The organism is Meridianimaribacter flavus (assembly GCF_004366715.1).
GTDB classification, from domain to species: Bacteria; Bacteroidota; Bacteroidia; order Flavobacteriales; family Flavobacteriaceae; genus Gaetbulibacter_B; species Gaetbulibacter_B jejuensis.
Genome location: NZ_SOQZ01000001.1, coordinates 79,024 through 98,447, shown reverse-complemented (window position 1 = coordinate 98,447; position 19,424 = coordinate 79,024). Strand labels below are relative to the sequence as shown.

20 protein-coding genes are annotated in these 19,424 nt (G+C 33.6%); 9 read left to right on the top strand and 11 right to left on the bottom strand.

What is annotated here, in order from left to right; all coding sequences use genetic code 11:
* Positions 1–21: 21 nt before the first annotated feature.
* Both alr and A8975_RS00450 read right to left on the bottom strand, forming a co-directional pair.
* Positions 22–1,128, bottom strand: coding sequence for an alanine racemase (gene alr / locus A8975_RS00455; protein ID WP_134198297.1), 1,107 nt, complete (start codon positions 1,126–1,128; stop codon positions 22–24).
* Complete coding sequence (locus tag A8975_RS00450) at positions 1,121–1,768, bottom strand: thymidine kinase (RefSeq protein WP_129759849.1); 648 nt, start codon at positions 1,766–1,768, stop codon at positions 1,121–1,123. Before A8975_RS00450 ends, alr begins: the two co-directional genes overlap by 8 nt.
* 102 nt (positions 1,769–1,870) lie before the next feature.
* On the opposite strand from A8975_RS00450, the gene A8975_RS00445 reads away from it, so the two are divergent.
* Entirely contained in the window at positions 1,871–2,605 is a 735-nt protein-coding gene (locus tag A8975_RS00445) for a hypothetical protein (protein WP_129759850.1), read from the top strand.
* Here the strand turns inward: A8975_RS00445 and A8975_RS00440 are convergent.
* The gene (locus A8975_RS00440) at positions 2,602–5,967 is read right to left on the bottom strand and encodes a gliding motility-associated C-terminal domain-containing protein (protein ID WP_166667425.1); all 3,366 of its coding nucleotides are present in this window, start codon (positions 5,965–5,967) and stop codon (positions 2,602–2,604) included. The two genes, A8975_RS00445 and A8975_RS00440, sit on opposite strands and share 4 nt — an antisense overlap.
* Before the next feature lie 115 nt (positions 5,968–6,082).
* Between A8975_RS00440 and rsmI the strand changes: the two genes are divergently transcribed.
* Together rsmI and A8975_RS00430 are read left to right on the top strand one after the other, a co-directional pair.
* Positions 6,083–6,754: a 16S rRNA (cytidine(1402)-2'-O)-methyltransferase gene (gene rsmI, locus A8975_RS00435; protein ID WP_134198295.1), complete on the top strand. Its 672-nt coding sequence runs from the start codon at positions 6,083–6,085 to the stop codon at positions 6,752–6,754.
* A gap of 41 nt (positions 6,755–6,795) precedes the next feature.
* Positions 6,796–7,365: a uracil-DNA glycosylase family protein gene (locus A8975_RS00430; protein ID WP_134198294.1), complete on the top strand. Its 570-nt coding sequence runs from the start codon at positions 6,796–6,798 to the stop codon at positions 7,363–7,365.
* Between the two features lie 432 nt (positions 7,366–7,797).
* On the opposite strand, the gene A8975_RS00425 is transcribed toward A8975_RS00430, so the two are convergent.
* The 3 genes from A8975_RS00425 to A8975_RS00415 are packed head-to-tail and all read right to left on the bottom strand — an operon-like array spanning position 7,798 to position 9,689.
* Positions 7,798–8,565, bottom strand: coding sequence for a toxin-antitoxin system YwqK family antitoxin (locus A8975_RS00425; RefSeq protein ID WP_134198293.1), 768 nt, complete (start codon positions 8,563–8,565; stop codon positions 7,798–7,800).
* Positions 8,566–8,576: 11 nt separating this feature from the next.
* Positions 8,577–9,089 carry a hypothetical protein gene (locus A8975_RS00420; RefSeq protein ID WP_134198292.1) on the bottom strand — a complete coding sequence of 171 codons (513 nt, stop codon included), beginning with the start codon at positions 9,087–9,089 and terminating at the stop codon, positions 8,577–8,579.
* Positions 9,090–9,098: 9 nt separating this feature from the next.
* Positions 9,099–9,689 carry a carboxymuconolactone decarboxylase family protein gene (locus A8975_RS00415; RefSeq protein WP_134198291.1) on the bottom strand — a complete coding sequence of 197 codons (591 nt, stop codon included), beginning with the start codon at positions 9,687–9,689 and terminating at the stop codon, positions 9,099–9,101.
* A 133-nt stretch (positions 9,690–9,822) separates the two neighbouring features.
* Between A8975_RS00415 and A8975_RS00410 the strand changes: the two genes are divergently transcribed.
* The 5 genes from A8975_RS00410 (at position 9,823) to A8975_RS00390 (ending at position 14,983) form a co-directional block, all read left to right on the top strand.
* Positions 9,823–10,245 carry an OsmC family protein gene (locus A8975_RS00410; RefSeq protein ID WP_129759857.1) on the top strand — a complete coding sequence of 141 codons (423 nt, stop codon included), beginning with the start codon at positions 9,823–9,825 and terminating at the stop codon, positions 10,243–10,245.
* Between the two features lie 2 nt (positions 10,246–10,247).
* Positions 10,248–11,936: a single-stranded-DNA-specific exonuclease RecJ gene (gene recJ / locus A8975_RS00405; protein WP_134198290.1), complete on the top strand. Its 1,689-nt coding sequence runs from the start codon at positions 10,248–10,250 to the stop codon at positions 11,934–11,936.
* Positions 11,937–12,046: 110 nt separating this feature from the next.
* Positions 12,047–13,168: an OmpA family protein gene (locus tag A8975_RS00400; RefSeq protein WP_134198289.1), complete on the top strand. Its 1,122-nt coding sequence runs from the start codon at positions 12,047–12,049 to the stop codon at positions 13,166–13,168.
* A gap of 58 nt (positions 13,169–13,226) precedes the next feature.
* A complete protein-coding gene (locus A8975_RS00395) occupies positions 13,227–13,586 on the top strand; it encodes a hypothetical protein (protein WP_134198288.1) in 360 nt (119 codons plus the stop codon).
* A gap of 110 nt (positions 13,587–13,696) precedes the next feature.
* Positions 13,697–14,983 carry an MFS transporter gene (locus A8975_RS00390; protein ID WP_134198287.1) on the top strand — a complete coding sequence of 429 codons (1,287 nt, stop codon included), beginning with the start codon at positions 13,697–13,699 and terminating at the stop codon, positions 14,981–14,983.
* Positions 14,984–15,075: 92 nt separating this feature from the next.
* Here A8975_RS00390 and A8975_RS00385 read toward each other — a convergent pair whose 3' ends face one another.
* Genes A8975_RS00385 through A8975_RS00375 form a run of 3 tightly spaced genes read right to left on the bottom strand, consistent with a single transcriptional unit; the run spans position 15,076 to position 16,730 of the window.
* Entirely contained in the window at positions 15,076–15,843 is a 768-nt protein-coding gene (locus tag A8975_RS00385) for a UDP-2,3-diacylglucosamine diphosphatase (protein WP_129759862.1), read from the bottom strand.
* Positions 15,840–16,280 (bottom strand): DinB family protein, encoded by a 441-nt coding sequence (locus A8975_RS00380; protein ID WP_134198286.1) that lies wholly within the window; start codon positions 16,278–16,280, stop codon positions 15,840–15,842. Before A8975_RS00380 ends, A8975_RS00385 begins: the two co-directional genes overlap by 4 nt.
* Positions 16,281–16,730: a 6-pyruvoyl trahydropterin synthase family protein gene (locus A8975_RS00375; protein ID WP_134198285.1), complete on the bottom strand. Its 450-nt coding sequence runs from the start codon at positions 16,728–16,730 to the stop codon at positions 16,281–16,283.
* 85 nt (positions 16,731–16,815) lie between these two features.
* On the opposite strand from A8975_RS00375, the gene A8975_RS00370 reads away from it, so the two are divergent.
* The gene (locus A8975_RS00370) at positions 16,816–17,475 is read left to right on the top strand and encodes a 2OG-Fe(II) oxygenase (RefSeq protein WP_134198284.1); all 660 of its coding nucleotides are present in this window, start codon (positions 16,816–16,818) and stop codon (positions 17,473–17,475) included.
* A gap of 112 nt (positions 17,476–17,587) precedes the next feature.
* Here A8975_RS00370 and A8975_RS00365 read toward each other — a convergent pair whose 3' ends face one another.
* Positions 17,588–18,922, bottom strand: coding sequence for an MATE family efflux transporter (locus tag A8975_RS00365; protein ID WP_134198283.1), 1,335 nt, complete (start codon positions 18,920–18,922; stop codon positions 17,588–17,590).
* Positions 18,919–19,419, bottom strand: a complete 501-nt coding sequence (locus A8975_RS00360; RefSeq protein ID WP_134198282.1) for a GNAT family N-acetyltransferase — start codon at positions 19,417–19,419, stop codon at positions 18,919–18,921. Before A8975_RS00360 ends, A8975_RS00365 begins: the two co-directional genes overlap by 4 nt.
* Between the last annotated feature and the right edge of the window lie 5 nt (positions 19,420–19,424).

Sequence of the window (19,424 nt, the reverse complement as noted above, 5' to 3'; positions counted from 1 at the left end):
AAATTATTACAACACATTGAGTTAATCAATAAAAGTTCTTTTGATGCGTTGGGATATAGCAGTTAAAATTTCGTAGGAAATGGTACTTGCCGAGGAAGCTAGCGTTTCAGCAGTATATGTATTATCAAATACAATAACCTCATCTCCTTCTTCGCAGTCAATAGTTGTAACATCTACCATAATCATGTCCATACACACATTACCAAGTATGTATGCACGTTGATTGTTTATGGTAACAAACCCTTTACCTTTACCATATTGTCTTCCAATACCATCAGCATGCCCAACAGGTATTGTTGCGGTTTTAACTGGGTTTTTAGCAACAAAACCTCTATTGTAACCAAGGCTTTCTCCTTTATTAATATGATGAATTTGTGAGATTACAGATTTTAAACTTGCAATGGGTTTTAAGTTTTTGTTTTGTTCAGCTGAATTACCAAAACCATACAAGCCAATACCACTTCTAACCATATCAAAATGTGCTTCAGGGTAATTTAAAATACCAGAAGTATTGCACATGTGTTTTAAAACAGAATAACCTAGATTGTTTTCAAAAACGGATATGATGTTTTTAAAACTTTGTATTTGAGATAGCGTAAATTCTTTTTCGTTTAAATCTTCACTAGCTGCCATATGCGAAAAAATAGATTTCACTTTAACAGCATTAGTTTTGTTTAAGGTGTCAATAATCTCTTTGCTGTCATTCTCATTAAAACCTAATCTATTTAAACCTGTATTAAATTTAATATGAATAGGATATTGCTGCTGCTTTTCTTTTTCAGCTTCAGCAATAAATGCTTTTAAAACTTTAAAGCTATATATACTTGGTTCTAAACAGCGTTCAATAATTGTTTTAAAATTTGTAGGTTGAGGATGAAGCACCAAAATAGGCTTGGTGACACCAGCATCTCGTAATGTTATACCTTCTTGTACATAAGCTACCGCAAAATAATCAGCATTTAAATCTTGAAGTTTTAATGCAATTCTACCAGGATCACTTCCGTATCCAAAAGCCTTAACAACAGCAAGAAACTTAGTGTTTTCTGAGGTTTTGGAAGTAAGGTAATTATAATTGTGCTCTAAAGATTTTAAGTTAATCTCAAGCGTAGTTTCTTGAACTTTAGGCATTGTCGTCTTGTGGTTTATTAGAAAGATCCTCAGGATCATTAACCTTCATGTTTCTTACCTTATCACGCAACATGGTTTTATAAAAAGCAGCTCTACTTAAAGGTTCGTATTCTTCAACTTCACCTAATAATACAAGATTATCATTTTTAGATTTTCTATAGCTGTACTGAGCCAGATTTCCTGTTTTTGTGCATATAGCGTGTACTTTTGTAACATATTCTGCAGTTGCCATTAAATAAGGCATTGGACCAAAAGGATTACCTTTAAAATCCATATCTAAACCTGCTACAATAACTCGAATACCTTTGTTTGCTAGGTCGTTGCAAACCCTTACAATTTCATCATCAAAAAATTGAGCCTCATCAATACCTACAACATCACAACCATCAGCCAAAATAGGAATGTTGGCAGCAGCAGGAACAGGAGTTGAGCGAATTTCGTTAGAGTCGTGCGACACAACTTTTTCATCGTCATAACGTATGTCAATTGCAGGTTTAAAAATTTCTACTTTTTGTCTTGCAAATTGAGCTCGTTTTAATCTGCGAATCAATTCTTCGGTTTTACCCGAGAACATTGAACCGCAAATAACTTCAATCCATCCAAATTGTTCTTTATGATTTACTGTATTTTCGAGAAACATTTTGTAATTTTAACACTAAAACAGGGAAAATTCCCGTTTGCATAAAGGTGGCGTAAATTTATTAAAAATCAAAAGTATAATTTGGATTAAATTTTAAAAGTTATGAAGAAGAAATTGGAATCAGAATTAATTAGCATTGCGCATCGAATTCTTAAACTAAAAGGAAGAGAAGATGTTGATAAAATGCATGCTGAAGTATCTGCTCTGTATGAAAAACTTACCGTTTTAAAGTTTGCCCAAGAAAACTTTGAAGATGATATGCCAACTATAGGTGGAGACTCGTCGTTTTTTGGAATGTTGGATGTTGCTTTCAATAATAAAGTAAGTGACAATATTGAGGTTGAAGACAAAATTTACATAAACCTTGATGATGTTGAAGACGATGGCATTATGGAGCCAGTAATGGAAAAGATTAAGGATATTGTTGCCCAAATGCCTGAAGAAACCCAACAAATTGACGAAGTGTTTGAAAAAGCGATTCCTAAAACTAATTATCATAAAAACGATTTAGAAGAGTTAACAGCTGATTTTAAAGAGATGCCAATTTTTGAACCTGTTGCCGAAGCTAAACAAGACATAAAGAAGTCGCTTAACGATAAGCTTAAGCGAGGAGGAATTACTATTGGTTTAAATGATAAAATTGCATTTATCAAGCATTTGTTTGATGGTAAAAATGAAGATTACGACAGAGTGCTTTCTCAAATAAATACATCAAGCTCTTTTCAAGAAGCGAGTCATTTAATTCAAAATATCGTAAAACCTGATTACAACCAATGGGAAGGAAAAGAGGATTACGAAGAACGCTTCATGGAAATTATTGAAAGTAAGTTTGATTAATAATTTAAGTACAACCAACCCATAATAGGTTTTTGTAGTTCTGGTATTTCTAGTATATAATAATATGTGCCAACAGGTAATAAGCTAGAAGTTTCTGGGAATCCCATATTAGGCTTCCCATCCCAATTATTTCTGTAGTTATCACTTTGATAAATTTGAACACCTAAACGATTAAAAATCTTAATTCGGTTTTCTGGATAATCTTCAATACAAGGAATTACTAAAAAGTCATTTGAAGAATCATTGTTAGGAGAAATTCCTTGAGGTATTTCTAAGCAATTGTTTACAGCAACTTCGGCATTATCGCTATTGTTTGTGTCGTCCCTATCAGTTTCATTTACTGTGCCCAATAAAGCAATGTTTAATAGGTTTTCAGAGGATAAAACACGAGCAGTAATCGTTAATGTTTCTAATTGACCTGAAGTAAGTGAAGCAATTGACCAAGTAAAGCTTGATGCATCAAAAACGCCTTCAGAAACAGTTGAAGATATGTACTCATAACCACTAGGTAAATTGTCAATAACCTCAATAAGTGTAGCTGTAGTTTGACCTAGGTTACTTGCGGTAATTGTAAAAATCACCTCTTCACCAATAGAAACTTCTTCTGGCGAAACAGATTTTAAAATTTCAATATCTACATCAGTAGTGTCTTGTAAAACCGTTAACTCAGCATAGGTTTGCGAAGTGTCAATATTGTTTTGGTCGCTAAAGTTAGAACTGTCATTAATGTGAGTGCCAATGCTACTAGATGTCACCGAAACTGCAAAAGTACAGCTTGCAACACCTTCAGGAAAGGTTAGGTTAGTTACGCCTACAAAGGTGTCTCCACTTGTTCCTGTAAATGTTGATGTACAACCATTGTCTTCAACCCAATAGGCTTCTCCAGAAAGTACTACACCAGCGGGTAAATTATCGGTAAATGAAATGTTGGTTTGCGAAGGGTTTGAAGCAATATTGTAAACTGTAAAAGTTAAAGTACTTTCTTGACCTTCAAAAATAGTATCAGGATCAAACGCTTTAGTTAAAGTAGGAGCAATAACTTGAACGTTGCTTATTGAAATATTTGTTTCAGGAGTTAACTCATTATTTTCAGCAATATCTGGAGTTGCTTCGGCTGTATTGTTAAAAGCTCCACCAAAACTTGGTGCAGTAACAGGAATTCGTATTCTAACAGTTGAACCAGATTCCATATTAGGAATCACACCCGAAATAGTATTTCCGGTTACCGAAAAGCCACTCATGCAAGTAGCAGTACCAGCAGTAACGCTACATGTTGGAGTTCCAACAACTGTAAAGTTAGCGTCTAATATATCTTCAAAAAATATGTTTGTAGCGTTAGAGCTTGTTGTGCTATTACTTATGTCAATTATCCAATCAAAAGGCTGGTTAACTGTAACTTGAGTAAACTCAGGAAATGTTTGTACAATTAAATCTACACAAGGTGCTAAATATGAAGTTACTTGAGAACTGTTATTTGAAGGACTTGCATCAATAATATCATCGCCAATATGATTTGCTGTAACATTATTTATAACAGGAATAGCAGCGCTTGAACAACCAGGTTGCCAATTTACAGTTGCTTGAAATGTTACAGAACTTTGCGCAGGTAATTCCCAATTGTCTTCAACGGTAATTCCCCAAAATTCATCAAACTCACCATCTTCTGGTTCACCATCAAAAACCACATCTATGTTTGCGTTTGTAATAGTTAAACATTCAGCAGTACCAGTTGTTGAAACACATTCAACAGAAAGTAAACTAGCAGAAACAGGTATGCTTCCAGCTAAAGTCATATAATCTGAAAGCTCGATAAAAGTGTCTACATCACCAGCATTTGTAACGGTTATTTCATAAGTGATTGGTCCCCAATCTGTAGTATTGTTAACGTCTCCACCTTCAGGTAATTCTGGTGCAATTTGTGTTTTTATAACTTGTATATCAGATGCAGGACAAGATGCAGTAGGAGGTAATGTAACAAAATCGCTTTGAGCGCTATTTTCAATATTTGAATCAAAAAGCTGACTTTGCATAATGTTGGTTCCGCTTCTTACATGAGCAAGTGTATTTTGTGTACTTGTTGAGCACTCTGGTTCTAGGAAAATTACTGTTGTTTCAATAGTAATGGTTGCTCCAACAGGCATAGTAAACGTATCACTAGCCCACAACGTATCCATATCAGTAATAGTAAAATCATCACATGTTACATCTCCTGTTGTGCCTAAACAGGTTATGCTTATTATATCCCAAGTTACTGTAGTAGATAGGTTTTGTAGAAAGAAAACAATAGGAGCGTCAAGAGGTCCATTATTACAAACTGTAGTTTCAAAGGTGACTTCTTCTCCCCAATCAACAATGGTAGAAACATCAGGATTTGTTTGAATAGTATCAATACAAATATCAGTCACATTACATAATTCCGCAGTCAATAAACTAGTTTGAACTAAATTAGAACTATCCGAAGATTCATTAACGTGGTTTAGCTCAATATTAATATAACTATCTACAATTATTTGCTGTGGATCAAAAGCACAACTAGGTTGTAGAAATTGATAAACAACCTGAAAAGTTATTGAACCGCCTGAAGTAAACACATGAGGTGTGCCATAACTAAAAATAGCTGACGTTGTATTTACAACAGTTAATGGACCATTTACAGTAGAGAGATCTGGACACTCTGTTCCGTTGGTTGAGCCAACACATTCTATAGATTGTAATTGTACAACTGGTTGACCATATTCAAAAGGAGATTGCAATGTCATAAACCCAGTTATTCCATATAAAGGGTAAGAAACACTACTATTATTGGTGATTGTAAATTCATAAGTTACAGTATCGTTCCAGGCGCTAATTCCTGTTCCTTCAGCAGGACTTATTTGAGAATATACTACCGAAAAATCAATAGGGATGTCAATAACATCAATAGAAATTATAGACTGGTTGTTTGATGTATTGGTGTCGGTAGTGCCTGATGGAGGAGAGACTAATGCATCAAAAGCAATTCCTCCAATATCTGTAGGCGCATTAACATTAATTCGTATTTCAACGCTAGAGTTATTGGGTAAACTAGCAACACTTCCTGTGAGGACGTTATTGAGTTCAAGGTTGAAATTTTCGGCATCACTTGCACCTCCTAAATTGTTTTGCGAAACATAAGAGTTAACAACAACGTCATCATTAAGGTTTAAAGAAAAAGTAGCATTACTTACCGCATTTCCAGAATTTATAATTGTAACTATGTACTGAAATTCTTGGTAGATTTGAACCTGAGAAACATCGGTACCACTCAGGTTTTGAGCCTCTACAACTACTGCTAAATCTGTCGTTTGAGCAGATAATTTAAAAAAACAGAGACAAAAAATCACGAGGCTTAAAACGCTTTTGAACATAGGTTGGTTTTTACAAATAGATGTCAAATAATAAAAATGGTTGTGTGAAGATAGTTTAAAAGATTGTAAATTTGACTGTTACTTAGCATTTATGAGCAAACTTTATATTGTACCCACACCAATAGGAAACCTAAAAGACATGACTTTTAGGGCTGTTGAAGTATTAGAACAAGCCGATTTGATTTTAGCTGAAGACACACGTACTTCAGGGAAATTACTAAAGCATTTTGAAATCACTACTCCTATGCAATCGCACCACATGCATAATGAGCATAAAATGGTTGAAAGTTTAGTAAATAAACTAAAAAGCGGAACAACAATAGCGCTTATAAGCGATGCAGGAACACCAGCAATTTCAGATCCTGGATTTTTATTAACGAGAGCTTGTGTTGAAAACGCTATTGAAGTAGAGTGTTTACCAGGAGCAACTGCTTTTGTACCTGCTTTAGTAAATAGTGGTTTGCCTAACGATAAATTTGTGTTTGAAGGCTTTTTGCCTGTAAAAAAAGGGAGACAAACACGATTGACTTTTTTAGCAGAAGAAACCAGAACCATGATTTTTTATGAAAGCCCTCATAAACTTATAAAAACGCTTACTAATTTTTGTGAGTACTTTGGTGAAGATCGCCAAGTATCTGTTTCTAGAGAGTTAACAAAACTCTATGAAGAAACGGTTAGAGGTACTGCAAAAGAGGTTTTAGAATACTACACAAACAAGCCACCAAAAGGCGAAATTGTAATTGTGGTTGCTGGGAAGAAGTAATTTGAAATTCTGAAATTGGATTCAGAATTAAAAACAGTTCAATGCAAGAACTACTAAACAACATAAAGCAATGTACTATCTGTAAAGACCATTTGCCACTTGGTCCAAACCCAGTTGTTTCAGCACATAAAAACTCTAAAATTGTAATTATTGGTCAAGCACCAGGAACCAAAGTACATGCGTCTGGAATTCCTTGGGATGATGCTAGTGGAAGGCAACTTAGAACATGGCTTAATGTTACTGACCAAGAGTTTTACAACCCTGAACATTTTGCCATTATACCTATGGGTTTTTGTTATCCAGGAAAAGGGAAGAGTGGTGATTTACCACCTCGACAAGAATGTGCTCCACAATGGCATGAGTTGTTGTTACAGCAAATGCCCAAAGTAGAACTTGTGATTTTAATAGGTATGTATGCGCAGAAGTATTATTTAAAAGAGAAGGCGAAGCAAACACTTACCAAAACAGTAAAAGACTTTAAAACGTATTTGCCATACTATTTTCCGTTACCTCATCCAAGTCCAAGAAACCGATTTTGGCTAAGCAAAAACCCTTGGTTTGAAGTTGAGGTGTTGCCTGAATTAAGGAGAAAAGTGAAAGGGTTGATGTAATTGCTTAGATAGAAAACCACCTGAGCCACAAAAAAATTCAAGTATTTATAACAACTCAAGGGTTGAAATTAACTTACCATGGAAAAATATAAACGCAATTATCAAGGATATGATGATAGGGAGGACTACCCAAAACACAATCAACTTGAGGCATTTATAAATGTATTTTCCTTTGAATTTTGATAATATGTTAATATTAATTGCTTTCATCAATACTAAGTAAATCAATTTATTTAATAGTTATGAGCAAAAACTTAAATGTTAGCTTTTGTTTAAAGTAAAACTACATCAAGTATGAATATTAAAAAAGGACAGCAAAAATCCTCTTCTTTTAATTTAACTTAGGGTTAAATGTAAATGTGAAGAATCAATAAAATGGCAAACAAAGTTGTATTTGATTTTAAAAAGAAATTAAGAGAAGATATAGTTGTTTTATAACCCAATAAAATACTTTTGGTATTCTAATAGTTCTTGTGGATTTTCTTTTGCGTTTAAACGTTTTATCTCGTTGCCATTTTCATCAAGTTCAATAAGGTAAGCTGTATCACCATCTTCAAAAAATCGTAAAAATTTAGCAAGACTTCCGTCTTCATTATAAAATTTGGTGGCTTCAAAGCTGTCGTAATTGGAGTTAATCTGCTCACTATATACTTTACCACCTCGTATGGTTTGGGTAATAGTTCTACCGTCTTTTATAAAGGTTTGCGATACAATATTTCCTAAAATATCATAAGCTGAAGACTCTACAGATTTTCCATCTTTATAAGTTGCTTTAGTGGCAACTTGACCGCTTTCAAAATACGTTTCAACAGTTCCGGTTATCACATCATTGGCATACATAACGGTTTTTTTTAACGTCCCAGAAGGGTAATACGTTTTTTCAGCTCCATGCTTTTTACCTTTAGAATAAATGGCATGAGAGAAGATTTCACCATTATTATGAAAAAGTAAATAATCACCATCTAGCAAGCCTTCTTTTACACTAAACTCTTCCCATTTGGTTAGTTCATTACCCACAACATAGTAACCATCCATTATTTTTTTATTCTTTTTATCTCTGTAAATAGAATGACCATTATAAGAATCAACCACATACTGTCCTTGCTCTATAAAAGTAAAAGACTTATCAGTTTTTTCAGTTTGGTTTTTACAAGCAATAAAGATTAATGATAAAAGAAGAAGGCATAGTGTTTTTTTCATTTTTGTGAGGCTTATTTATCTTTTAGATAATTATACTTTTTCTTCAGCTTTTGCTCATCAAATGAGAGTGCTAAACCATATAATAATGAGGCAACAATGACTATTTTCCAAAGAATTCCGCTATACAAATACATTGGGTCGTTTAGATACAATAAGAGATAATAACCTAAGATCAATGCAAGAGACAGTGAAATAAACAGTATGGGTTTTTTAGGGCATAAATAGCCAAAGATTATCAAAATAATACCTAAAACACAATAGAAAATAACATCTTCAATACTGTAAAGTTTTCTATAAACTAAAAACGCATTTAAAAATTGGAATGCAGCAATAATGTATAGTATTTTTTGGACTCTGTTTTGAGAATCTTTAGCGTCTCCAATTTTCGTTTTATTGGTGATTTGTTTTCCAATGAAGATGGCTTTTTCTTTTTCAGTTCCTGATAAAGGATATCCACAGTTAGAGCACTCAAATTCTATTTGTGAAACAGTCTCTTTGCAGTTTGGGCAGTTTAAATCTGTCATTGTCAATTTTTATATATGTTTTCCTTTATTCCAACCGTGTTTTCCTAAATACTGTTCTCCACTTTCAACAGCTCCATTTTCAATACTTGTTCCCATGCTATCATTCCAACGGTTTAGGTAACCAAACAACGAAATGACACCTAACATCTCCACAATTTCACCTTCGTTCCAATGCTCATACAATCGTGTTTTTATGGAGTCGTCAACAGCATTTGGTACTTGACTAGCAGCCAAACTAAAATCGAGAGCTGCACGTTCAGCTTCAGAAAACGCAGGATGCGTTCTGTACTCCCAAATATTATCTAGTTGTTCCTGTTCTGCTCCATAGCGTTCCGCTGCTCTTATAGCATGCGCTTGACAATAACGACAACCTGTAGCGTTACTACTCACCCAAGCAATCATACGTTTTAAGGCCGAAGTAACTCTACCTTCATTAGCCATAACTGCTTTGTTGAGGTTGATAAATGCTTTTGAAATGTCAGGACGACGTTGCATAGTTAATACCGAATTAGGGCAAAACCCTAAGGTTTCGTTGTAAAAATCGGCTAGTTTTTGAGTTTCAGCATCGTGGTCTGGAGATAACGGAATGACTAATGGCATAATCTATTTTTTAGTGGTATTTTTGAAGTAATAAGACACCTCTTTTTTGTAATTTAATGAAATTTTAAGAGGTCTTTTACGTCTTAAGTAATTAAAAATTTATTCATTACAATAAACAAAAAAATCTTCAAACATGACAAATAAAGTCTCTACACATTGGAAAGGAAATTCGCAGTTTGAATCTGATAACCCAAGCGGAAAAACCCTATTTATGGACACTTCGGAAGAACATGGAGGACATAATTCAGGATTGCGACCAAAGGCAATGATGTTATCGTCACTAGCAGGATGTTCAGGTTTAGACGTGGTATCTATTTTAGATAAAATGAAAGTGAAAATTTCTGATTTCAGAATTGACACTTATGGAGAATTGACCGAAGAACACCCAAAATATTACCATACTGTTTCAGTTGAATATCATTTTTATGGTGATGATTTAAACGAAGACAAAATAAAGAAAGCGGTAGACCTGTCGGTTGAAAAATACTGTGGTGTGATGGAAATGTTTCGCAAATTTGCTAATGTAAAAACCTCAATTCATTATCACAATTCATAAGTATGCGCTGGACTTTAAAGCCAAAACCGAATACTGAAAAATTAAAACAACTACAAGAAGCACTTCAGGTTGATGAGATTGTTGCTACACTATTATTGCAACGAGGCATTGAGACTTATGAAGCAGCTAAAACCTTTTTTCGCCCAAGCTTAAAAGATTTGCACAATCCATTTTTAATGAAAGATATGGATAAAGCGGTTAATCGTATTGAGCAAGCGTTGGCTAACAGCGAAAACATTTTGGTGTATGGCGATTATGATGTAGATGGAACGTCTTCGGTGGCTTTAATGAGTTCTTATCTTAAAACAAAAACCAATCAGGTGGCTACATACATCCCAGACCGTTACGACGAAGGTTATGGAGTGTCTATTAAAGGTATCGATTTTGCGTATGACAATGAGTTTTCACTTATTATCGCTTTAGATTGTGGTGTAAAAGCTATTGATAAAGTAGCTTACGCTAAAGAAAAAGGCATTGATTTTATTATCTGCGACCATCACAGGCCAGGAGATGAGTTACCAAATGCTATTGCTGTTTTAGACCCAAAACGAGATGACTGTGAGTATCCTTACAAGGAGCTTTGTGGTTGTGGTGTAGGCTTTAAACTCATACAAGCATTGGCTTCAAAAGAAGGAAAATCTGCAGAGGATTTAACTGAATATCTCGACTTGGTCGCAACAGCAATTGGCGCGGACATTGTTCCTATTACAGGAGAAAATAGGACTTTGGCGTATTATGGGCTGCAAGTGATTAATAAAAATCCTAGACCAGGAATACAAGCTATTATTGATCAAGTAAAAAAAGAAGAACTTACTATTACTGATGTTGTATTTATTGTGGCACCTCGTATTAATGCTGCAGGACGAATGCAACATGGTGATTATGCTGTAGCGCTTTTAACAGAAACCAATTTTAACCAAGCCAAACAATACGCTGAAGAAATTGAAGCGTTTAATACTGATAGGAGAGAAGCAGACCAACAAATAACAGAAGAAGCACTTCAACAAATAAAAGCGCATAATGAAGAGGAGCGTTTCACAACAGTTGTATATCATAAAGAGTGGCACAAAGGTGTAATAGGTATTGTTGCGTCTCGTTTAACCGAAACCTATTACAGACCAACACTAGTGTTTACTAAAAGTGGTGATAAGCTTGCAGCTTCAGCACGTTCGGTTTCTGGATTTGATGTGTATAATGCACTAGAGGCTTGTAGCGCACATATCGAGCAGTTTGGAGGTCATAAATATGCAGCAGGACTTACCTTAAAAGAAGAAAACTATGAAGCCTTTAAACAAGCCTTTGAAGACGAAGTTTCTAAGACAATAGATAAAACCTTGTTGGTTCCTGAAATAAAAGTAGATATGCAAATTAGCTTACCTCAGGTTAATGATAAATTGTGGCGTATCATTCGTCAGTTTGCACCTTTTGGACCTAGTAATATGACACCTATTTTTATGAGTGAGAACCTTAAAGATACTGGCTATGGAAAATGTGTGGGTGAAGATGATAAACACTTACGTATTACAGCAACTCAAACAGGACAAGAAAAACTTGTAGGTATAGGTTTTGGCTTAGGAGACAAATACGATTTAATCACGAATAAAAAACGGTTTAAAGCAGTGTATTCCATAGACGAAAACCATTGGCAAGGACATGTGAGTTTACAGTTAAAGTTGAGAGACATAAAATAAAGCTTTGTCATTCTCAACTTGATTCAGAATCTATACAATGAATTTCGTGTCGTAGTATGGGAAGACAAGGTTAAATTAAAATAATTTCTTTCAGTTTCCGTTTTTCTAAAATGAAGTATAAACTACTCACTTTTTCCCTTTTGTTTCAAACAATTCTTTGTTCACAAAACCTGGTTAAAAACCCAAGTTTTGAACTTAGAAAGAGAGACAAGTGCTTTGTGTTTTTGGGTGACTTTGATAGTCAAACTTTAAATTGGTCGAAGCCCAACAATGGAAGTACAGATTCTTTTCTTACTTGTAGTTCTAACTTGGGAACGAAAAACTACAACGGTCAGCAAAGTCCTAAAGAAGGAAATACATATTGTGGCATTTATACATTTTCACCTTATAGTAATTACAGAGAGTATATTCAAGGAGAATTAAAAGAGCCTTTAATTGCAGGAAAAACGTACAAAGTAAAATTTTATGTAAGTCTTGCTGATATGGCTACGCATGCCATTAAAGAACTTCAAGTGTTATTTACAGAAGAAAAAATAAAAAGCTGTTTTGATAAAAACAGTTGTGAAAAAGTAATAGTTCCTAAAAGAGCAACCACCCAAAGGTTTATGTTACACACTTTGAAAAATGAAGGTTTTTTAGAAGAAAGAAGTACATGGGAAGAACTGTCTTTTGAATTTGTTGCCTCAGGATTTGAAAACTTTTTATCCATAGGAAATTTTAATAAGGATGGTAAAACAGAACTAAAGGAAATATTAACGGTTAGCCGAAAAGACAATAAGTTTTCTTACTACTATATTGATGAGGTTTCAGTTGAAGCAACTGAGAAATCAACTGAAGAAAAAATGACTTCACACACTAACAACACTACTAAAGAGCCATTTAAAAGTAATACAACCTATGTCTTTAAAAATGTGTTATTTGATTTTGATAAAGCCACTCTTTTAGAAACTTCTAAAGCTGAACTTAATGCTTTGTATGACTATTTAAAAGAACATCCTGATCTCCATATAGAAGTTTATGGACATACAGATGCTGTTGGTACAGAAACTAGAAACGATGAATTATCAAAGCTACGAGCAGAAGCTGTTTCCAATTTTTTAGTAGAAAAAGGGCTAGAAAGCCATAAAGTAAAATGGTTTGGGTTTGGAAGCTCTAAACCAAAAGTAAGTAATGATACTGAAGCAAATAGAGCAATAAACCGACGAGTAGAGTTTAAACTTATCAAAAAATAAATTCTTTATTTAGATTTATTCTAAATAATTATATCTTTGTAGTATAAAACCACTTCTCATGGAACAAGATATCTACAAAATATACCATAATAATTTCGGAATTTCTTTTAAATGGATTAACCCTCAAACCGAAAAGGTAAAAGGTAAAGTGCAACTTATATTTAGAGATATGGGCTTTTATCTTACACATAGCGAGATAAAACAGTTTTATAATTGTGTTTGTGCCGCAAAAAACACGCAACCTTGTAGTTGTTGTCAATCAAACATTGATAGTAGAAACATTCTGCTTAAAACACCAAGTAATAAAATAGATATTGCGGTTAATGAAAAGGAATTATCTCAAGTTGAAGATTTAATAAAAGGCACATTATTTCAGTTAGATTTAGAGTATTATTTAGAGACGCTTTGCAAAAATTAAAATAAGAAACTTGGATGTTTTACTTTTGTGTCAAAATCTAAACCAACAGTTTTTGAGAGGTTATCATCTTGAAAAATCTCTTTAAATTCCTGTTTCCATAGGAAATGAATATGGCAAAAAAAGACCCTTACGCAGCACTTCGATATAAAGAGTTCAATTTATTTATACTAGTTCGTTTTGCTTTGGTTTTTGCATGGTCAATGCAATTTATAATTATTGAATGGCAAGTCTATGCACTCACCAAAGACCCATTATATATTGGTTTAATTGGACTTATGGAGATTATTCCTGCACTAGGAATGGCACTTTTTGCAGGACATATTGTAGATCAAAAAGAAAAGCGGAATCTTTTGGCACTTTGTATTGCTCTGTTTTCAATTATTAGTTTTGGATTATTCTGGATTACGTCTCCAAGTGTTTTTGAAACATGGTCCACAAAACAAATACTCTATTGTATTTATGCTTTAGTATTTTTTGGAGGACTACTACGTTCGTTTTTTGGCCCAACTATTTTTTCGTTAGTGGCTTTAATTGTTCCTAAAAAAATATATCCTAATGCAGCTACTTGGAACAGTTCTACATGGCAAATGGCAAGAGTTTTAGGTGTCACTTTCGCAGGATTTTCAATTGGTTGGCTTGGAGAGAATGAACAAATGGGTGTGCATTGGTCGCTTTGTATTGTGTTTGGTTTAGTAATGTTTTCACTGATAATGTTATATCAAATTAAACGCAAACCCATTCTTAACCCAAACATTGGAGAACCAGTAGTTAAAAGTCTTAAAGAAGGAGTATCGTTTGTGTTTAAAACAAAAGCTATTTTGGGAGCCTTAACCCTAGATATGATTTCGGTATTGTTTGGTGGTGCTATTGCCTTGGCAGCAGTTTTCGCCACTGATATTTTAAAAGTAGGACCTGAAGGTTTTGGAATTTTGGTAGCTGCACCTAACATTGGTTCGTTTTTAACTATGTTGGTGACTGCATATATTCCTATTGTAAAGAAAGCTGGTATTAAACTGCTAGTAGCTGTGTTTGGTTTTGGATTGAGTATTATTGCTTTTGGCTTGTCAACCGTATTTTGGCTTTCAGTAGCAGCTTTATTTTTTAGTGGAGTGTTTGATGGTGTCTCTATGGTAATTAGGCAAACCATTTTGCAACTTAAAACACCAGACCATATGAGAGGTCGTGTGTCTTCGGTAAACTCAATGTTTGTTGGTTCTTCAAACGAATTGGGTGCTTTTGAAAGTGGTTTGACTGCAAAATTAATGGGGACAGTAACTGCTGTAGTTTTTGGAGGAACAATGACATTAATTACTGTAATTACAACAGGATTGGTTTCGCCTTCATTTAGAAAATTGGACTTGACAAAAGATTTAGAAGAACACGAAAAAGAAGACTAGTGTCTTTTCGAGTGGAATTCTGATAAGAATTCTGTATCGAGAAACTAGATTGTAAATTTCACTTGTTTTCGACACAATTTTCTTTATGAAAATTACTTAAACTGATGTGAATACGTTTTTAGTTCCATTGTTGTGCCATCAAAAACACCATAGGTATAGTAGTTGATCCAATCACCAAGATTAATGTATTTTGAATTGTTTTCCAACGCAATTTCAAGCGGTAAATGTCTGTGACCAAAAATATAAAAATCACGATGTTTTTCAGACTGTTTGCGTTTACAGTATTGTATTAACCATTCATTATCTTCACCTAAAAATTTAGCATCTTCTTCACCTGAAATCAATTTGTTTTCAACCGACAGGTATTGTGCTAACTTCACGCCTAAATCAGGATGTAACCAACGAAATAACCATTTACAAAAGCGATTGGTAAACACCTTTTTCATACGTTTATAACCCTTATCTCCAGGACCTAATCCGTCACCATGACCAATGAAAAAGCTCGTGTCATTAAATGTAAATTCTTTAGGTTTATGGTATACAGGAATGTTAAGTTCTTCTTCGAAATAGCCATTCATCCATAAATCATGATTACCAACAAAATAGTAAATAGGAATACCAGAATCAGAGATTTCTGCCAATTTACCAAGTGTACGAGTAAATCCTTTTGGCACTACTGTTTTGTATTCAAACCAAAAATCGAATAAATCTCCCATTAAGAAAATTGCAGCAGCATCTTTTTTAATCTCGTCTAACCAAGCTACAAACTTTTTTTCACGAGGGAGCGATGCCTTTTTATTTGGTGCTCCTAAATGATTATCAGAAGCGAAGTATATTTTTTTTCCTTTTGGGATGTTCATCGTTTATAAAAAATGTAATCAGTTACTGGTGGCTCAATTTCTTGTTGTCTTAAATCGGAAATAAGTTGTCCTTTATGGTGCGTAAAATGATTAGCAATATGAAACAAAATATCTTGTACTGTGTTTTCAAAATTATCGCCTTTTGAATTCGAGTACTTTATTGTTTCTTCAAAATCAAAAGTATCAATAATTTTTAATGTATCAACATAGTTGGTTTTGTCTATGTCTTTACAATTTTCAAGTGCAAGTAATTGGTGTACTCCAAACGAGTCTGTTTTCAATATACGTGCATTCCATATTTGATGTGCGTTTAAGCAATGCGAAAACAACGGAATTGTTCTTTTTGATATTGAAGCAGAATGTTCCAAAAACAGTTCTATCAACTTTTGGTTAAAGTAGTGATGATAATCAAATATACTTTTAAAAAACGGTTTCATTTAATTGTCGCTAGCATACCATTCGGCAAAACTGGTTTCGGTTTCCTGAAGCTTTAAGGAATGCAGTTTTGTGTTTTTTGGTAATCTGGTTTTGATTTTTTTAGCAAAATCAATGACCATCATCTCACTGGTTGGTTGGTAATTTACCAATAACACATTATGCCCTCTATCTTCAAGTTCTTTTGCTAACTCCACATGAGGCGTGTTTTTGTTGAACACTGTAGCATGATCAAAAACATCAACTATTTCTTCTTTTACAATTTTTTTTAAATCGCTAAAGTCTATAACCATTCCAAATTTAACATTGGTGTTGTCTGCTATAGGTTGACCAATAACTGTAACCGATAGTTTATAGCTATGTCCATGTACGTTTTTGCACTTTCCATCATAACCGTAAAGTGCATGTCCTGTTTCAAACGAAAACTGTTTTGTAATTCTAATATTACTCATCAAAAAATATTTTCATTACAAAGATATTGAATTTGTAAAAGCAATTGATTTTTAGATTACTTTTGCGCGCTTTTGTTTAAAAATTATGAAAGATACTTTGGTTGAATCTCAAATTTTTGAGAATATCGATTTTGTTGAAAACCCTCAGTACGAAAAGGTTATCAACGATATTATTTCACAACAATACAGTATTGTTGAAGACTTTTTTTCTAAAGAAGAAGTGCATGCTTTAAGGCAATCGTTGTTAGAAAAACATGAAGAAGATCGGTTTAAAAAAGCAGCTATTGGTAATCGCGTTAATGAAGTGATTGTAAAGTCCATTCGTGGCGATGTGATTTTATGGATAGATGAAACCAAAGCTAACGCAGCAGAGCAATTGTTTTTCAACAAAATAAACAGCTTAGTAAACTACTTAAATAAAACCTGTTTTTTAGGAATATTGCACAAGGAGTTTCATTATGCATTATATCCAAAAGGAACGTTTTATAAGCGTCATTTAGATACATTTCAAAATGATGACAGAAGAAAACTGTCGTTTGTTTGTTACTTAAATGACGAAGATTGGCAGCCTGAAAATGGAGGTGAACTTGTATTGTATCTTGATGAAAACGGAAATGAAGTCCCAAAAAGTATTTATCCTTTTCCTGGACGTGTAGTCATTTTTGAAAGTCAAATTATAGAACACGAAGTAAAACCTGTAGAAACGGAAAGGTTGAGTATTACAGGATGGTTAAAAACCAGATAAAACTAACGTCTTTTTCTTCGGTTGTAGAAATAAATAATTATTAATACTATTGCCAGTATAAGAAACAGTCTATTACCCATAATTGTTTTTTTGAACTATTAAAACCCTAAAGTTACTGCTTTTGTGTAAGTGGTAAAAATAGTTTTCTAAATTTTATAATTAAAGGAATGCCTCTAGCTATAATCCAAATGGTTAACGCAATAAATACAGCGTGTAACTTAAGGTTGTAGTTATCTAGTAAAAAAAGCGTTGGCACAAATACCAAAAACGTAGAAGCTAAAAGTAAATTACGCAATATTTTCATTTTTCCTAAGCCTTTAAAAACACCATCAAAAATAAAGGCTAAAGCACAAAGAGGTTGCATTGCTAATACAATCCAAAATACTGAGTAAAATTCATCTAAAACAGCAGTTTCTTGAGTGAATAATCGTCCAATTGGATAATAAAGAATACCTCCTAAAATCGCTAAAACAATACCTAAACCAATTCCATATTTAATTAAGGTATTGCTTAATTTAATTAAATCACTATACTGCTTTGCGCCAAAGAGTTTTCCTGATAAAATGTTACCAGCACTCGCATAACCATCAATAACAAATGCACCAAAAAACCAGAGGTTAATGGCAATAGTATAAGCAGCAATATAATTTTTGCCATAGGCTGTAGCAAACCTAGTCGCAAAATATAATGTGATGTTTAGCGCTAAGGTGCGTACAAATAAATTAAGCACCATTAAAGAGAAGTTTTTAATCTCTTTGTTAAAAGGCAGCTTAACCATAAGCGGAACATCGGTTTTTTTAAGTATAAAGTAAGCTGAAAGCAAAGCCATTAACAATTGAGCAACAACACTTGCATATGCAGCACCTTTAATATGCATTGGCGCAATAAACCCTTCAACACCATACACTAAAACAATATCTAAAACAATATTTGTTAAAGCACCAACAACAGCAATTATCATAGGATGAAACGTGTTTTGTAGACCTCTAAATGTTCCAAAAACTGCAATGGTAAATAAGGTAAACGGAAACCCAAATACTCTAATTTTGTAATATTCACTACAGTATTCTAGAATTAAACCAGAGGCATTATAGAGTTTGAAAATAGAATTTGTAAACGGATAAGTGCCTACGATAATCAACAAGCTTAATGATGTTATGATTAAAATAGCTTGTGCAGGCAAATTTTTAACTTCATTTATTTTATTTGCACCAAGGTATTGCGAAATAATTGACGAAATAGCACTTCGCGTTTGTCCAAAAATCCAGATAAGCATAGATAAAAACGTGCCAACAATACCAACAGCAGCGATTGACTCTGCTGTATTTATTGGAATATTACCAATAATTGCAGCATCAGTAAGCGATAATATAGGTTCTGAAATACCAGAAATTAAAGCAGGTATTGCTAATCGGTTAATATGTTTTGAGCTTATGTCTATATTCAAAATACCAATTCGTAACAGTAAAAAGGATATTCACTTTGTTTAGGAAAATAAATGTCACCTAAACGTTTGTAGCCTCTTTGTTCGTAAAATTTTTGATTTCTTTTATTTTGAGAAAATGTATCAAGTCTAACTGATTCGTAATCGTTTGTTTTTGCAAATGTTTCAGCAAAGTCCATAAACTGTTGTGCGTATCCTTTTCCTTGATGGTTAGGGTGAACAGCTAACCTATGAATGTAAATGTTTTTTTCATTTTTAGTGAGCCATTCAATAGGTATATATTCTTCATCCATTAAAGTAGAAATTACTACACATCCTATAATAGTGTTGCCAATTTCCATTACATAAAGTTCTGATTGTGCTACATCGTTTAAAAAGGCATTTTCACTTGGATAATGTTCATTCCATTGATGAATGTTGTTAGCTATCATGTGTTTAGCACAAGCGTTAGTGAGCTGTAGTATAGAACCAATATCGTTAAGCGTAGCTTTGCGAATCATTAATA

Excerpts from the sequence above, each read along its gene's own strand:
- A8975_RS00450 (WP_129759849.1), bottom strand. The coding sequence starts at position 1,768 with ATGTTTCTCGAAAATACAGTAAATCATAAAGAACAATTTGGATGGATT.
- A8975_RS00395 (WP_134198288.1), top strand. The coding sequence starts at position 13,227 with ATGGAACAAGATATCTACAAAATATACCATAATAATTTCGGAATTTCT.
- alr (WP_134198297.1), bottom strand. The coding sequence starts at position 1,128 with ATGCCTAAAGTTCAAGAAACTACGCTTGAGATTAACTTAAAATCTTTA.
- A8975_RS00400 (WP_134198289.1), top strand. The coding sequence starts at position 12,047 with ATGAAGTATAAACTACTCACTTTTTCCCTTTTGTTTCAAACAATTCTT.
- A8975_RS00430 (WP_134198294.1), top strand. The coding sequence starts at position 6,796 with ATGCAAGAACTACTAAACAACATAAAGCAATGTACTATCTGTAAAGAC.
- A8975_RS00410 (WP_129759857.1), top strand. The coding sequence starts at position 9,823 with ATGACAAATAAAGTCTCTACACATTGGAAAGGAAATTCGCAGTTTGAA.
- A8975_RS00390 (WP_134198287.1), top strand. The coding sequence starts at position 13,697 with ATGGCAAAAAAAGACCCTTACGCAGCACTTCGATATAAAGAGTTCAAT.
- A8975_RS00415 (WP_134198291.1), bottom strand. The coding sequence starts at position 9,689 with ATGCCATTAGTCATTCCGTTATCTCCAGACCACGATGCTGAAACTCAA.
- recJ (WP_134198290.1), top strand. The coding sequence starts at position 10,248 with ATGCGCTGGACTTTAAAGCCAAAACCGAATACTGAAAAATTAAAACAA.
- A8975_RS00445 (WP_129759850.1), top strand. The coding sequence starts at position 1,871 with ATGAAGAAGAAATTGGAATCAGAATTAATTAGCATTGCGCATCGAATT.
- A8975_RS00420 (WP_134198292.1), bottom strand. The coding sequence starts at position 9,089 with ATGACAGATTTAAACTGCCCAAACTGCAAAGAGACTGTTTCACAAATA.
- A8975_RS00370 (WP_134198284.1), top strand. The coding sequence starts at position 16,816 with ATGAAAGATACTTTGGTTGAATCTCAAATTTTTGAGAATATCGATTTT.
- A8975_RS00375 (WP_134198285.1), bottom strand. The coding sequence starts at position 16,730 with ATGAGTAATATTAGAATTACAAAACAGTTTTCGTTTGAAACAGGACAT.
- rsmI (WP_134198295.1), top strand. The coding sequence starts at position 6,083 with ATGAGCAAACTTTATATTGTACCCACACCAATAGGAAACCTAAAAGAC.
- A8975_RS00425 (WP_134198293.1), bottom strand. The coding sequence starts at position 8,565 with ATGAAAAAAACACTATGCCTTCTTCTTTTATCATTAATCTTTATTGCT.
- A8975_RS00380 (WP_134198286.1), bottom strand. The coding sequence starts at position 16,280 with ATGAAACCGTTTTTTAAAAGTATATTTGATTATCATCACTACTTTAAC.
- A8975_RS00360 (WP_134198282.1), bottom strand. The coding sequence starts at position 19,419 with ATGATTCGCAAAGCTACGCTTAACGATATTGGTTCTATACTACAGCTC.
- A8975_RS00385 (WP_129759862.1), bottom strand. The coding sequence starts at position 15,843 with ATGAACATCCCAAAAGGAAAAAAAATATACTTCGCTTCTGATAATCAT.